The 13514-nt window shown below is 65.6% G+C and carries 10 protein-coding genes and 1 pseudogene; 1 reads left to right on the top strand and 10 read right to left on the bottom strand.

Going from position 1 to position 13514, the window contains the following annotated elements; all coding sequences use genetic code 11:
- Window positions 1-49: 49 nt before the first annotated feature.
- Together tsf and AC1DR6_RS01965 are read right to left on the bottom strand one after the other, a co-directional pair.
- Window positions 50-973 carry a translation elongation factor Ts gene (gene tsf, locus AC1DR6_RS01970; RefSeq protein WP_476827491.1) on the bottom strand — a complete coding sequence of 308 codons (924 nt, stop codon included), beginning with the start codon at window positions 971-973 and terminating at the stop codon, window positions 50-52.
- A 194-nt stretch (window positions 974-1167) separates the two neighbouring features.
- Complete coding sequence (locus tag AC1DR6_RS01965; protein WP_476827490.1) at window positions 1168-2178, bottom strand: 30S ribosomal protein S2; 1011 nt, start codon at window positions 2176-2178, stop codon at window positions 1168-1170.
- Between the two features lie 201 nt (window positions 2179-2379).
- Between AC1DR6_RS01965 and AC1DR6_RS01960 the strand changes: the two genes are divergently transcribed.
- Window positions 2380-3513: a GGDEF domain-containing protein gene (locus AC1DR6_RS01960; RefSeq protein ID WP_476827489.1), complete on the top strand. Its 1134-nt coding sequence runs from the start codon at window positions 2380-2382 to the stop codon at window positions 3511-3513.
- Window positions 3514-3542: 29 nt separating this feature from the next.
- On the opposite strand, the gene AC1DR6_RS01955 is transcribed toward AC1DR6_RS01960, so the two are convergent.
- The 8 genes and pseudogenes from AC1DR6_RS01955 to proS all read right to left on the bottom strand — a co-directional run bounded on the left by AC1DR6_RS01955 (window position 3543) and on the right by proS (window position 13295).
- On the bottom strand, window positions 3543-4019 hold the full coding sequence (locus tag AC1DR6_RS01955; RefSeq protein ID WP_476827488.1) for an EVE domain-containing protein: 477 nt from the start codon (window positions 4017-4019) through the stop codon (window positions 3543-3545).
- 11 nt (window positions 4020-4030) lie between these two features.
- Window positions 4031-4404 (bottom strand): annotated as a pseudogene (locus AC1DR6_RS01950) (VOC family protein).
- 82 nt (window positions 4405-4486) lie between these two features.
- Window positions 4487-5182, bottom strand: a complete 696-nt coding sequence (locus AC1DR6_RS01945) for a helix-turn-helix transcriptional regulator (RefSeq protein ID WP_476827487.1) — start codon at window positions 5180-5182, stop codon at window positions 4487-4489.
- A gap of 6 nt (window positions 5183-5188) precedes the next feature.
- Window positions 5189-5917 carry a bifunctional nicotinamidase/pyrazinamidase gene (gene pncA / locus AC1DR6_RS01940; RefSeq protein WP_476827486.1) on the bottom strand — a complete coding sequence of 243 codons (729 nt, stop codon included), beginning with the start codon at window positions 5915-5917 and terminating at the stop codon, window positions 5189-5191.
- A 75-nt stretch (window positions 5918-5992) separates the two neighbouring features.
- Complete coding sequence (gene dnaE / locus AC1DR6_RS01935; RefSeq protein WP_476827485.1) at window positions 5993-9466, bottom strand: DNA polymerase III subunit alpha; 3474 nt, start codon at window positions 9464-9466, stop codon at window positions 5993-5995.
- Between the two features lie 519 nt (window positions 9467-9985).
- The gene (locus AC1DR6_RS01930; protein WP_476827484.1) at window positions 9986-10678 is read right to left on the bottom strand and encodes an ABC transporter ATP-binding protein; all 693 of its coding nucleotides are present in this window, start codon (window positions 10676-10678) and stop codon (window positions 9986-9988) included.
- Window positions 10678-11967, bottom strand: a complete 1290-nt coding sequence (locus AC1DR6_RS01925) for a lipoprotein-releasing ABC transporter permease subunit (protein ID WP_476827483.1) — start codon at window positions 11965-11967, stop codon at window positions 10678-10680. The genes AC1DR6_RS01930 and AC1DR6_RS01925 overlap by 1 nt, the downstream gene beginning before the upstream one ends.
- Window positions 11964-13295 carry a proline--tRNA ligase gene (gene proS / locus AC1DR6_RS01920; protein ID WP_476827482.1) on the bottom strand — a complete coding sequence of 444 codons (1332 nt, stop codon included), beginning with the start codon at window positions 13293-13295 and terminating at the stop codon, window positions 11964-11966. Before proS ends, AC1DR6_RS01925 begins: the two co-directional genes overlap by 4 nt.
- Window positions 13296-13514 lie beyond the last annotated feature (219 nt).

Genomic DNA, 13514 nt, shown 5'->3' with positions numbered 1-13514 from the left:
CCCTGCTTGTCAGCCCGCGAATTCACCCCGCAGGGGGTAAGTCGGCCGTTCAGCCGGTGGTGCCGCCGGCCGCGGCGACTTCCGCCGCGAAATCCTGCTCTTCCTTCTCGATGCCCTCGCCGAGCGCGAAGCGGGCAAACCCCTTCAGCGTGACGGGAGCGCCGACCTTGCCCTCGATGTCCTTGAGGACCTGCGAGACCGACTTCGAGCCGTCATGGATATAGGCCTGCTCCAGCAGGCAATATTCCTTGGCGTAGCTCTTCATGCCGCTCTCGGTGATCTTCTCGAGCACGTTGGCGGGCTTGCCGGCGTTCTTCTCGGCCAGGATCGCCTTTTCCCGCTCCAGCACGTCCGGAGCGACCGAGGCGAGGTCGAGCGCGACGGGGTTGGTCGCGGCGACATGCATGGCGAGCTGGCGGCCGAGCGTGGCGAGCTCGTCCGACTTGCCGGTTGATTCGAGCGCGACGATCACGCCGATCTTGCCAAGGCCGTCGACGATCGCGCCGTGGACATAGGAGCCGATCACGCCCGACGACACCTTCAGCGAGGAGACGCGGCGCAGCGTCATGTTCTCGCCGATGGTGGCGATCGCATTGGCAACGGCATCCTGCACGGTGCCGCCACCCGGATAATGATGGCCGAGCAGCGCCTCGACATCACCGCCGCGCTCCAGCGCGACATCGGCGATCGTCTTGGCCAGCGCCTGGAACTCGGGGTTGCGCGCGACGAAATCGGTCTCGGAGTTGACCTCGACGACGACGCCCTCGGTGCCCTGCACCATGACGGCGACGAGGCCCTCGGCGGCGACGCGGCCGGCCTTCTTGGCGGCCTTGGCAAGCCCCTTCGCGCGCAGCCAATCGACGGCGGCCTCGAGGTTACCGTCATTGGCGGAAAGCGCCGTCTTGCAGTCCATCATGCCCGCGCCGGTCTTGTCGCGGAGTTCCTTTACGAGTGCGGCGGTGATCGCTGCCATGTCTCAAATCCTTGCTGTCGGTGCGACACGGGCCAAAAGGCCGGTCGCAGGTCGGAAATTCGGACGCTTGATGGGAAAACGCCGACGCTCCGTTTCCGGCCGTCGGCGGGTTTTCTCAACGTCTCGAAGTCGGCGTCACATCGAAGGGCCGAATGCGACGCGCCGATGACGCATCGCATCCGGGCAACCATTCGTCAGGCGTCGGCGAGTTCGCGCGCTTGGGCGACCCAGCCTTCACGCTCGATCTTGCCACCGAGCTTCAGGTCATGGTCGATCTTGGTCACGTCGGCCGGCGACATCGCTGCGACCTGCCAGAAATGGTAGATGCCGCCATCGTTCAGCTTCTGGACGGCGTCCGGACCCATGCCCGACAGCTTGGTCAGGTCGTCCGGGGCGCCGCGCGGCGTCGTCAGGGTCTCGAAGCCCTGGCCCTGGCCTTCGACGGCTGCAGGCTCGAGAGCCTCTTCCACGACCGGAGCTTCGGAAGCGCCGAGGTCGACACCATGATCGCCCGAAGCGCGGCCGATGCCGTCGATGGCCGAGCGCGCGACCAGATCGCAGTAGAGAGCGATGGCGCGGCCGGCATCGTCATTGGCCGGAACCGGGAAGGTGATGCCATCCGGATCGGAATTCGAATCGATGATCGCGGCGACCGGAATGCCGAGGCGCTGGGCCTCCTTGATCGCGAGCGCTTCCTTGTTGGTATCGATCACGAAGATCATGTCCGGCGTACCGCCCATGTCCTTGATGCCGCCGAGCGCCTTCTCCAGCTTGTCGCGCTCGCGCGACAGCATCAGGCGCTCCTTCTTGGTCAGGCCGCCGCCGCTGCCGGCGTTCAGCATCTCGTCGACCTTACGCAGGCGCTGGATCGAAGCCGAAATGGTCTTCCAGTTGGTTAGCATGCCGCCGAGCCAGCGGGAGTTGACGTAATACTGGGCCGAACGCTTCGCGGCATCGGCGATGGCGTCCTGCGCCTGGCGCTTCGTGCCGACAAACAGCACGCGGCCGCCCTTGGCGACGGTGTCGGACACGGCCTGCAGGGCGCGATGCAGCATCGGTACCGACTGCGACAGGTCGAGGATGTGGATGTTGTTGCGGGTGCCGAAGATATAGGGCGACATCTTCGGGTTCCAGCGATGCGACTGGTGGCCGAAATGGGCGCCGGCTTCGAGCAGCTGGCGCATAGAGAGTTCGGGCAGAGCCATGGTCTTCGTCGTCCTTCCGGTTTGGCCTCTGGGGTGCGAATGAAACGACCATAGGCTGGCCGATCACCGGAACGCCTCGGTGTCGAGGTGATGCTCCCCATGTGGAATAAGGCGCGCCATACACGCCGTGGCCGGCGATTGCAAGTGCCGTTTGGTCAGGGTGACGGCGAAGCGCCGCCGCATTAGCAAGGAGGAGCGTGCTTGCGGCGGCTGGCTTTCGACCTCGTGATCCTCGACCTGCGGACCATCTTCATCAGCGGAGCGATGACCTGTTATGTCATCGGCGCGACCCTTTTGCTGGCCTTCGCGACCGGGCGGTTCACGCGCTGGCCGGCCTGGTGGGGCGTCAGCAGCCTGTGCATCGGGACCGGCCTGCTCTGTGCCGCCCTGCGCGGGCGCATTCCCGATATCCTGTCGATCGAGTTCGGCAATACGATCAACATCGCCGGCGCACTCCTGCTGCTGATGGGCGTGCGGAGTTTCGCGGGTAAACCGCCGCGCTGGGCGCTTCTCGGCGTGATTCTGTCGGTGAGCTGGATCGCGCTCGCGGCGATGCCGGGCGAAGAGGGCTTTGCCGGGCGGGTGGTCTTCACGGCGATCGTGCTGGCGTTATGCGACGCCGCGATCGTACGCGAGGGCGTGCTGCTGGCGCGCCGGGAGCGCCTGCGCTCGGGCTGGATCCTGGCGGGGTTCTTCGCTCCAACCGTACTGCTCTATGCGATCCGGGCGATCTCGGTCTTGGCCGATGGCAGCCAGACCACGCTGTTCCCGCCGGAGGCTCCGGTCCAAAGCTGGGCCGCCGCCTGCGGCATCGGCTTCGTCGTCCTGCGTGGCAACGCCCTGTTCCTGCTCGTCGCCGAGCGCAGCAACGACACGCTCGTCACGCTCGCCCGGCGCGATCCCCTGACGGGCCTGCTCAACCGCTCCGGGTTGGAGGACGCGCTTGCCGCCATGGCGCGCCACGCGCCTCGCGGCACCCGCCAAGCTTCGCTGCTCGTGGCCGACATCGATCATTTCAAGATGCTCAACGACGGCGCCGGCCATGCTGCGGGCGACGAGGTGCTGCTGCTTTTCGCTGATGTGGCCCGCAAGGTCCTGCGCGCGGGCGACATCCTCGCGCGCCAGGGAGGCGACGAGTTCGTCGTCGTGCTGCCCGGCCTCGAGGCGCAGGAAGCGGCCGTGGTCGCCGAGCAGCTGCGCCGCGCCTTCCGCGACGCGACCGCGAGGCAAACCCATTGGCCGGTGCAGCCCACACTCAGCATCGGCCTGGCTAAGGCTGAATTCGGTCGCCGCCCGCTCGCGGAATTCCTGAAGGACGCTGATATCGCGCTCTAACAAGCCAAGAGGCTCGGCCGAGACAGGGTTCAAGCCCAGGCCGAATTGGCAGATATCTGAGCCGGTCCCGCTGCGGGGGCGCGGGAAGACATCGCATGCATCGCGGCGGCAATGACGCGGAAATCCGCTTCGTCGATCGCCAGCACGCCGAGACGCAGCCGATAGCCCCAATTCTGGCCGTCCCCGGCAAAAAGCAGCGACGGCAGCAGCGGCCGGATCGGTGCCCGCTCCGCCACGGACCATGCGACATCCCGTCGGAAAGGCTCGAAGCCGCCGGCCATCACCCCACGGTAGGGCTCGCCTTCGCGAATGAATCCGATCGCCGTGAAGGACTGTAGCCCGTCCGGCTCGCCTATCCGCTCGCTCGGCGAATAATAGACGATGCCATCGCCGGGTTGCATCCGCCGCAGTGGCCCGGCCTTGCCGTGATTGACCTGCATGAAGCCGCCTTCGAGGCCGCGCCGGACATGCTCGGCGCAGGCGACCGCGATCCAGTGCTGGGTCATGGCCACCCCCCTCAACCTTCGATGGGGCAAAACACCCGCAGGCGATGCCCGTCCGGGTCGGCGGCCGTGAAGGTCCGGCCGAAATCGAGATCGGCAGGCTGCTGCAGGATCGCGATGCTTCGTGCAGACCATTCAGCGCAGGTCGCATCGACTGCCGCCGCCGACGAGACGACCATCGCGATCTCGGCGGCGCCGCCTGTGACGGTCGAAGCAGGCTCGACCGTGTGCCGCGACCACAACCCCAGCCGCGCGCCCCCGAGGGCAGCGCGAACATCGCGAAGGTCGGCGACAGCTCCAGGGGCTGCGAGCCCAGCAGATCGGCATAGAAGCGCGCGCTCTCAGTGGGGCTTTCGACGTGAAGCAGGATGAAATGGGCGTCGAACATGATCGGTCTCCGGTTCGCGTCCGAGACATCTCGAACAGTCCCGACGCTAGAACCCGATGCTGCCAATTTCCGGCAGTGTCTGTCACTGCGGCGAGGGAATGCCTTCCGTCTCGCGCCAGCTCTTCAGCAAAACCGCCCGCCGCTGCGGGTAACGCGTGTCGAAAGGCTCGAACCGGCCGATGCGGTCGGCGCGGAAATGGCGGAAGCCCTGACGCAGTTCGCACCAGGCGACGAGGATGCGAACATGATCGAAGAAGGAGAGCGCGAGCGGCCAGACGATGCGTTCGCTCGCCCGCCCCTGCCCGTCCCCATAGGAGATTAGCGCCTTGCGCTCGGCGCGGATCGCACGCCGCACGGCCGACAGATCGATGTCCTCCCCTGACGCGATGGCGCGGCCGGGTCCTAAAATCAGCACCGCATCCTCGACCCGGCGCGAAAGATCAGGCGGCAGCACCGCGACGATCTTCGCCATGGCGTCGCGGGCGGCAAGCGCGAGCGGGCCGTCCGCCCTGTCCGCGACCCAGCGCGAGCCGAGCAGGAGCGCTTCGATCTCGTCTTCGCCGAACATCAGCGGCGGCAGCATGAACCCAGGCTTCAGCACATAGCCCAGCCCCGGCTCTCCTTCGATCGGCGCGCCCTGTGCCTGCAAGGTGACGATATCGCGATAGAGCGTGCGGATGCTGACGCCGAGTTCATCGGCTAGCCGCCTGCCGGACACCGGCTGGCGGTGACGACGCAGAAGCTGCACGAGGTCGAGCAGGCGCTGTGCGCGCGACAACGGCCTTCAGCCTGAAAGGTCGGCCGCCTGGATCCGCATCACATCGTTCTCGGCCATTTCAGCCCAGGCCTTGTCCAGCGAGCCCTCGAGATCGATGGCGCGGCAGGCATCCTCGACGACATAGGTCTCGAAACCGGCGGCGGCAGCATCCTGTGCCGTCCAGCTCACGCAGAAATCCGTTGCGAGACCGGCGATGACGGTGCGGAGGAAGCCGCGTTCGCGGAGATAGCCGGTGAGCCCGGTCGGCGTCCTGCGGTCCGCCTCGACAAAGCCCGAATAGCTGTCCATGTCCCGGCGAAAGCCCTTGCGGATGATCGCCGCCGCATGGAGTAGGTCGAGGTCCGCGCAGAACTCTGCGCCCTTCGAACCCTGAACGCAGTGGTCCGGCCAGAGCACCTGCCGGCCATAGGGCATCTCGACCGCCTCGAAAGGCTTCTTGCCGGGATGGCTGGAAGCGAAGGACACATGGCCGGCGGGGTGCCAGTCCTGCGTCATCACCACATGGGTGAAGCGCTTCGCCAGGGCGTTGATGACAGGGATGACCTCGTCACCGCCCTTCACGGCCAAGCTTCCGCCGGGGCAGAAATCATTCTGTACATCGACGACGATCAGCACCGTGCGTTCGTCGATCACCGGCCTCTCCTGCGCCTTGCTGCCACGGGCGACCGTCGCGGCCGTCAATGCCGTCGCTCCGGCGATGAGTTTTCGCCTGTCGATCCCCAACGGTCCAGCCATAGCGCCCTCCTCGCAGATGCAGCGTGCTTCAAGCGCAAGCGCTCGGCAAGGGTAGCGGTCGAAACAAGGTTTCGCTCAGCGCAATTCCACGCTCACGACTCCGGGAGCGGCCCGCACGGCATTGGCGATCTGCTGGCTGACGGGATACTGGCCCGGCAGTTCGATCTCCACCTCCTGCGCCCCGTCGTCCAGAATCATCACGATCGACACCTTGCCGTCGGAACGCGCCGCCTCGCCGCGCGGACGGATGCGCTCGGCGATCGAGGACACCGCCTTGTCGTCGCGCAGATAGATCAGAAGATCCTGCTTCTGCCGCGAGGCGAGATCGTCCAGCACCTCGACATCCTCGATGCGCGGGCGGACATCGTCGCCGTCCAGGACCGCCGAGAGGCGCAGCACGAGCGCCCGGCCCGGTTCGAGCAGATCGCGATGCCGCATCAGCCCTTCCGAAAACAGCACGGCCTCGAATTGCCCGCTCGGGTCCGAGAGGTTGACGATACCCATCTTGGAGCCGGATTTGGTGCGCCGCTCCGACTTGTCGATGACCGAGACCGCGACCTTGCCGACGCCGGTGCCATTGGCCCGCACGGTCTGGGCGAAATCGGCATAGCGCTGCACGCGCAGGCGCTTCAGCACATGCTCGTATTCGTCGAGCGGGTGACCGGACAGGAAAAATCCGACGGCCTCGTGCTCACGCTTCAGCTTCTCGGCCGGAGTCCAGGGCTCCACCTGCGGAATGCGGAAGGCCTCCTGGACCATGCCGTTGCCCAGAAGATCGAATTGCCCCGCCGCCGTCTCGTCGCGAATGCGGTTCGAGAGCGCCAGCATACCGTCGAGCGCGGCGACCGCCCGCGCGCGATCCTCTTCTAATTCGTCGAGCGCGCCGGCCGCAATCAGCGCTTCGAGCGTGCGGCGGTTGACGAGCCTGGTGTCGATCCGGCGAGCGAGATCGGCAAGATCGCGGAACGGCCCGGCGGACTGGCGCGCCGCCACAAGCGATTCCACCGCCGCGGTGCCGACGCCCTTGATGGCGCCGAGCGCGTAGAAAATCTTGCCGTCCGCGACGTCGAACTCGACGCCGGAGCGGTTGACCGCCGGCCGCTCGACCTTGATGCCGAGGCGTTCGGCATCGCGCCGGAATTCCGAGAGCTTGTCGGTATTGCCGAGGTCCAGCGTCATCGACGCGGCCAGGAATTCGACCGGGTAATTCGCCTTGAGATAGGCTGTCTGGAAGGCAACGACCGCGTAGGCCGCCGCGTGGCTCTTGTTGAAGCCGTAATCGGCGAATTTCGCCAGCAGCTCGAAAATCTCGGACGCCGTTTCCTTCTTGATCTTGTTGTCGATCGCGCCCCGGACGAAGCGGTCGCGCTGGGCGTCCATCTCCGCCTTGATCTTCTTGCCCATGGCGCGGCGCAGCAGATCGGCTTCGCCGAGCGAATAGCCCGACAGCGCCTGAGCCACCTGCATCACCTGCTCCTGATAGACGATGATGCCGTGCGTTTCGGAGAGGTAGGGCTCCATGCCGGGATGAAGATAACTCGGCTCTTCCAGCCCGAGTTTCCTCCGGCAATAGGTCGGGATGTTGTCCATCGGGCCCGGCCGATAGAGCGCCACGAGCGCGATCAGATCCTCGATCCGGTCGGCCTTCATCTCGACCAGCGCCTTGCGCATGCCGGCCGATTCCACCTGGAACACGCCGACCGTCTCACCGCGTGCCAGCATCGCGTAGGTCGGGGGGTCGTCGAACGGCAGATCGGCGAGATCGATCTTGATGTCGCGCTGCGCGATCAGCTTCACGGCCGTGGTCAGCGTGGTCAACGTCTTCAGGCCGAGGAAGTCGAACTTCACGAGGCCGGCTTGCTCGACCCACTTCATGTTGAACTGGGTGACCCGCATTCCGGTGCGCGGATCGACCGAGAGCGCGACGAGCTGCTCCAGCGGCCGGTCGCCGATCACCACGCCGGCGGCGTGCGTCGAGGCGTGGCGATGCAGACCTTCCAGCTTTTGGCCGATTTCGAGCAGGCGCGCGACGATCGGCTCATCTTGCGCCGCCTGTTGCAGCTTCGGCTCGCCCTCGATGGCATCCTTCAACGAAATCGGCTTCGCCGGATTCTGCGGCACCAGCTTGGTCAGCTTGTCGACCTGGCCGTAGGGCATTTCAAGTACGCGGCCGACGTCGCGCAACACGCCGCGCGCCAACAATGTGCCGAAGGTGATGATCTGCGCGACGCGCTGCTCGCCATAGTGGTTCTTGACGTATTCGATCACCTCTTCGCGCCGGTTCTGGCAGAAGTCGATGTCGAAATCCGGCATCGAGACGCGATCGGGATTGAGGAAGCGCTCGAACAGCAGGCCGAAGCGCAGCGGGTCGACGTCGGTGATCGTCAGCGCATAGGCCACGAGCGAGCCGGCGCCCGAGCCACGGCCGGGGCCGACAGGAATATCGTGCGCCTTGGCCCATTTGATGAAGTCCGAGACGATCAGGAAGTAACCCGGGAACTGCATCCGGGTGATGATCGAAAGCTCGAATTCCAGCCGTTTTTCATAGACCTCGACGGTGTTGCCCTCGGCCGGCCCATGCTTGGCGAGCCGCGCCGCCAGACCGGCCCGGGCCTGGTCCTGCAGCTCCAGGGCCTCGTCGCTTCCCTCCGCGCTGAAGCGCGGCAGGATCGGCTTGCGTGTCGTGACCCGCCAATGACAGCGCATCGCGATCTCGACCGTGTTTGTCAGCGCCTCCGGCAGATCAGCGAAGCGCCTCTTCATCTCGGCCCGCGAGGCGAAATAATGCTCCGGCGAGACGCGCCGGCGTTCGCCGTCCGAGACGAGCCGGCCCTCGGCCACCGCGAGCAGCGCGTCATGCGCGTCGAAATCGGCTGGTTTGGCGAAGAAGGGCTCGTTGGTCGCGACGATCGGCAGATCGGCATCATAGGCCAGGCGCAGCAGATGCGCCTCCAGCGCCGCCTCGTTGTCCCGGCCGTGCCGCTGAAGCTCGACATAGAGCCGGTCGCCATAAATGCGCGCCAGCGTCGCCAGCCGTACCGCCGCCTGCGTCGGCTGACCATGGCGCAAGGCGAGGTCCACGGGCCCGTCATTTCCGCCGGTCAAGGCGATGAGACCGCCATTGAAGGCGGCGAGCCGTTCGATCGTGGTGACGGGATCGCCGCTGCCCCCCGTCGCGAGCGCGCCCTCGCTGACGAGCTTCATCAGGTTGCCGTAGCCGGCCTCGTCCATCGCGAGCAGCACGATATGCGGCAGGCGTTGGATCTGCATGGGCCGCCGCCCGTCGCCATCATCGGCAAAATCGACGGAAAGCTGGACGCCCGCGATCGGTTGCAGCCCGGAGCCCGAGAGCTTTTCGGAGAATTCGAGGGCACCGAACAGATTATCGCTATCGGTCAGCGCCAAGGCCGGCTGGCCGTCCGCAGCCGCCATCTTCGCGATCGTGGCCACGGTCATTGCGCCTTCGAGCAGCGAATAGCTCGAATGGACATGGAGATGGACGAAGCCGATCTCGGCCAGAACGCGCCCCTCGCCTGCTTCCCGGCTCATACCTTGCTCCGCAACCCGACTCGCCTGCCCGGTTGCTGTTATGCCGCCCGCCTGCCCGCACAGTCGAGAACAGAACGCGGCGCCTGTGGATGGCTCCTGCCGCGATCAGACATGCGGCGCGGAGAGAAGCGCTGCCCAGAGCCAGATCATGCCGAGAAACATCCCAAGCGAAGCGATCTCGGCGACACCGGCGGCGACTTTGCGGGCTGCGATCATGACGAAAATCTCCTCGTTCCCAATGAATTTCATCTTAGTTCATGTTTTGTTCTCGTCAATCACGGCAAGTGCATCGGGCTCCGCGGTGCGAGGAGAGAGTCAACCGGAGGTTAATGCGGCGGTGATGGGGGCGGCTGAGATATCGGCCACTATCTGTGGGGTATCGTAGACCATCGCGCGGAGCGCTTCGGCCCCGTCGCACTCGATGGCTTTGACGTTTCGGTTCTAACGCCGCGGCCGGAGCCATCGCCGCCGTCTCGCAGCCGGCAGGCAAGTTCCCGACGCGTCGACTCTGGCAGCCGCTCAGCGCAGCGGAACGACCAGCCCGTCGCGGATCGTGACCTGGCGGTCCATCTTGTTGGCGAGAGCGAGATTATGCGTCGCGATGAGGGCCGCCAGCCCCGAGGCCCGGGCGAGCGCGATCAGCGTGCCGAAGACGTGCTGCGAGGTCACGGGGTCGAGATTGCCGGTCGGTTCGTCCGCTAAGAGCAGACGCGGCCCGTTGGCGACGGCCCGGCCGATGGCGACCCGCTGCTGCTCGCCGCCGGAGAGTTCGCCCGGGAGATGATCGAGCCGCTGGCCCAGGCCGAGAAAGGTCAGCAGTTCGCTCGCACGCTGTTCCGCGACGCTTTTCGCGAGGCCCCGGATGCGCTGCGGCAGCACGACGTTCTCCAGCGCGGTGAATTCCGGCAGCAGGTGGTGGAACTGGTAGACGAAGCCGATCTCGGTCCGTCGCAGGCGCGTGCGCCCCTTGTCGTCGAGCTTGGTCGTGGCCAGCCCGCCGACAAAGACCTCGCCCGCATCAGGCTTTTCCAACAGGCCGGCGACATGAAGCAATGTCGACTTTCCGGTGCCGCTCGGCGCCACCAGCGCGACGACCTCGCCGGGCCAGAGGGCGAAATCGGCCTTGCGCAGCACTTCGAGCGGCGCATCGGCCTGCGGATAATAGCGTTCGACCTGCGAGAGGAAGAGCGCGGGGGTCTCCTGCGCGGCCATCAGCCCATCCTCAAGGCTTTGACCGGGTCGAGCCTTGCGGCCTTCCAGGCGGGATAGAGCGTCGCCAGCAGAGACAGCACCAGCGCCATCGCGACCACGCTGACGACGTCGCGCCATTCGATGACCGAGGGGACGTCGCTGAGGAACCGCACCGTCGGGTCCCAGAGATTGGCGCCGGTCAGCCACTGAATCCCGCCCATGATCGACTTGATGTAGTGCGAGAAGGCCAGCCCCAGGACAAAGCCTGCCAGCGTCCCGACGACGCCGATGGCCGCCCCCGTGATCAGGAAGATGCGTAGAACAGTGCCGCTCGTCGCGCCCATGGTGCGCATGATGGCGATGTCCTCGGTCTTGTCCTTCACCAGCATGATCAGGCCGGAGACGATATTAAGCGCCGCCACGAGCACGATCAGCGTCAGGATGATGAACATCACGTTGCGCTCGACTTCGAGCGCATTGAAGAAGCTGCGATTGCGCTGCCGCCAGTCAGACAGCACCAGCGGGCGCGGCGCGTCGCTTTCGATGGCGTTCCGGACGCTTTGCGTATTGTCGGGATTGTCGACGAAGATCTCGATGACGTTCACATCGCCGTCGCGATTAAAATAGGCCTGCGACTCGTTCAGCGGCATGTAGACGAAGGTGCCGTCGAACTCGGTCATGCCGATCTGGAAGATCGCCTTGACCGGATAGGCCTTGATCCGCGGGGCGGTCCCGAAGGGCGTCGAGGCACCTTGCGGCGTGACCAGCGTGATGCTGTCGCCGACCTGCACGCCGAGCGCGTTAGCAAGCCGGATGCCGATCGCGACGCCCGGCGTCGAATCGAAGCCTTCGAGCGTGCCCGAAACGATGTTTCCACCGATGAAGGGGATCGATTTGATGTCGGCCTCGCGCACGCCGCGCACCAGCACGCCGCTGTTGCCCGTCTGCGAGGAGGCCAGCGCCTGCCCTTCGACAAGCGGGATCGCAAGCTTGATGCCGGGAATGCCGCGCAGCTTGGCGGCGACGGGGTCGTAATCGTCGAGCGGCCGGTCGATCGGCGTGGCGAAGATATGCCCGTTGACGCCGACGATCTTGCTCAGCAGTTCGATCCGGAAACCGTTCATCACCGACATCACGATGATTAGCGTCGCGACACCGAGCATGATGCCGAGGAACGAGAACCCGGCGATGACCGAAACGAAGCCCTCCCGCCGGCGCGTCCGCAGATAGCGCCCGGCGAGCAGCCATTCGAAGCCCGCGAAGGCTTTCGTGCCGGTCGGAATGTCGGAGGTCTCGGCGATGTCGCTCACGCGGCGCGGCCCTGGAAGCGTTCGAGTGCCGCATCGAGCGACACCGTCTCGCGCTCGCCGCCGGCGCGGCGCTTGATCTCGACCTTACCCTCGGCCAGCCCCTTGGGACCGACGATGATCTGCCAGGGCACCCCGATCAGGTCGGCCGTCGCGAACTTTCCGCCCGGCCGCTCCTGCGTGTCGTCATAGAGCGCGTCGTAGCCCTTCGCGAGCAGGTGCTTGTAGATGCGCTCGCTCGCCTCGTCGGTGCCCGCATCGCCGACCTTGAGGTTGATGACCTCGATGTCGAAGGGCGCGATCTCTTCAGGCCAGACGATGCCGGCATCGTCATGTCCGGCCTCGATCAGCGCGGCGACGAGCCGGCTCGGCCCGATGCCGTAGGAGCCGCCATGGAGCATGACCTGCTGGCCGTCCGGCCCCGTGACGCTCGCGCCCATCGGCTCGGAATATTTGGTGCCGAAATAGAAGATGTGGCCGACCTCGATGCCGCGCGCAGAGACCTTCTTGTCTTCGGGGATCGCGTCGAAGGCGTCCTTCTCGTGCATTTCCTCGGTGGCGGCGTAAAGGCTCGTCCACTTGTCGACGATGCCCTGCAGCGCGTCCACATTGTCGAAATCGGTGTCGACCGCAGGCGTCTCGAAACCCAGATAATCGCTGTGGCAAAAGACTTCGCTCTCGCCGGTCGAGGCCAGCACGATGAACTCGTGGGAGAGGTCCCCGCCGATCGGACCCGTATCGGCCTTCATCGGGATCGCCTTCAGCCCCAGCCGCGCGAAGGTGCGCAGATAGGCCGTGAACATGCGGTTATACGCGTGGCGCGCGGTGTCCTTGTCGAGATCGAAGGAATAGGCGTCCTTCATCAGGAATTCGCGCCCGCGCATCACGCCGAAGCGGGGACGTACCTCGTCGCGGAACTTCCACTGGATGTGATAGAGATTCAGCGGCAAGTCCTTGTAGGATTTGACATAAGCGCGGACGATCTCGGTGACCATCTCCTCGTTGGTCGGCCCGAACAGCATCTCCCGCTCGTGCCGGTCCTTGATGCGCAGCATCTCCTTGCCATAGGCGTCGTAGCGCCCGCTCTCGCGCCAGAGCTCGGCCGACTGGATCGTCGGCATCAGAATCTCGACGGCGCCGGAGCGGTTCTGCTCCTCGCGCACGACCTTGCAGATCTTGTCGAGCACGCGCAGGCCCAGCGGCAGCCAGGCATAGATGCCGGCCGATTCCTGCCGGATCATCGCGGCGCGCAGCATCAGCCGGTGCGAGACGATCTCCGCCTCCTTGGGCGTGTCGCGCAGGATCGGCAGGAAATAACGGGAAAGACGCATCGGGGAACCTGTCGGGGGCAGCACTTGCCGGGCAAAGGGCCCGAGTCACTTCACGCCAGCAACACCATCGCTAAGGCGAAAATGCAATTGCAAATGCGGGTTTTGCTCTGAGGCGGGGCGCCACACACATGAGAACGCGCGCGTCATCCCGGACAAGCTGCGAAGCAGCGCCAATCCGGGATCCATGCCTGAGGCTTTGTCTGAGAAGTTCTGGAATGG

The sequence above is a fragment of the Allobosea sp. P5_A5 genome, assembly GCF_056400625.1.
Note: the sequence above shows the minus strand (reverse complement) of the source record. Positions and strands in the feature narration are given on the sequence as shown.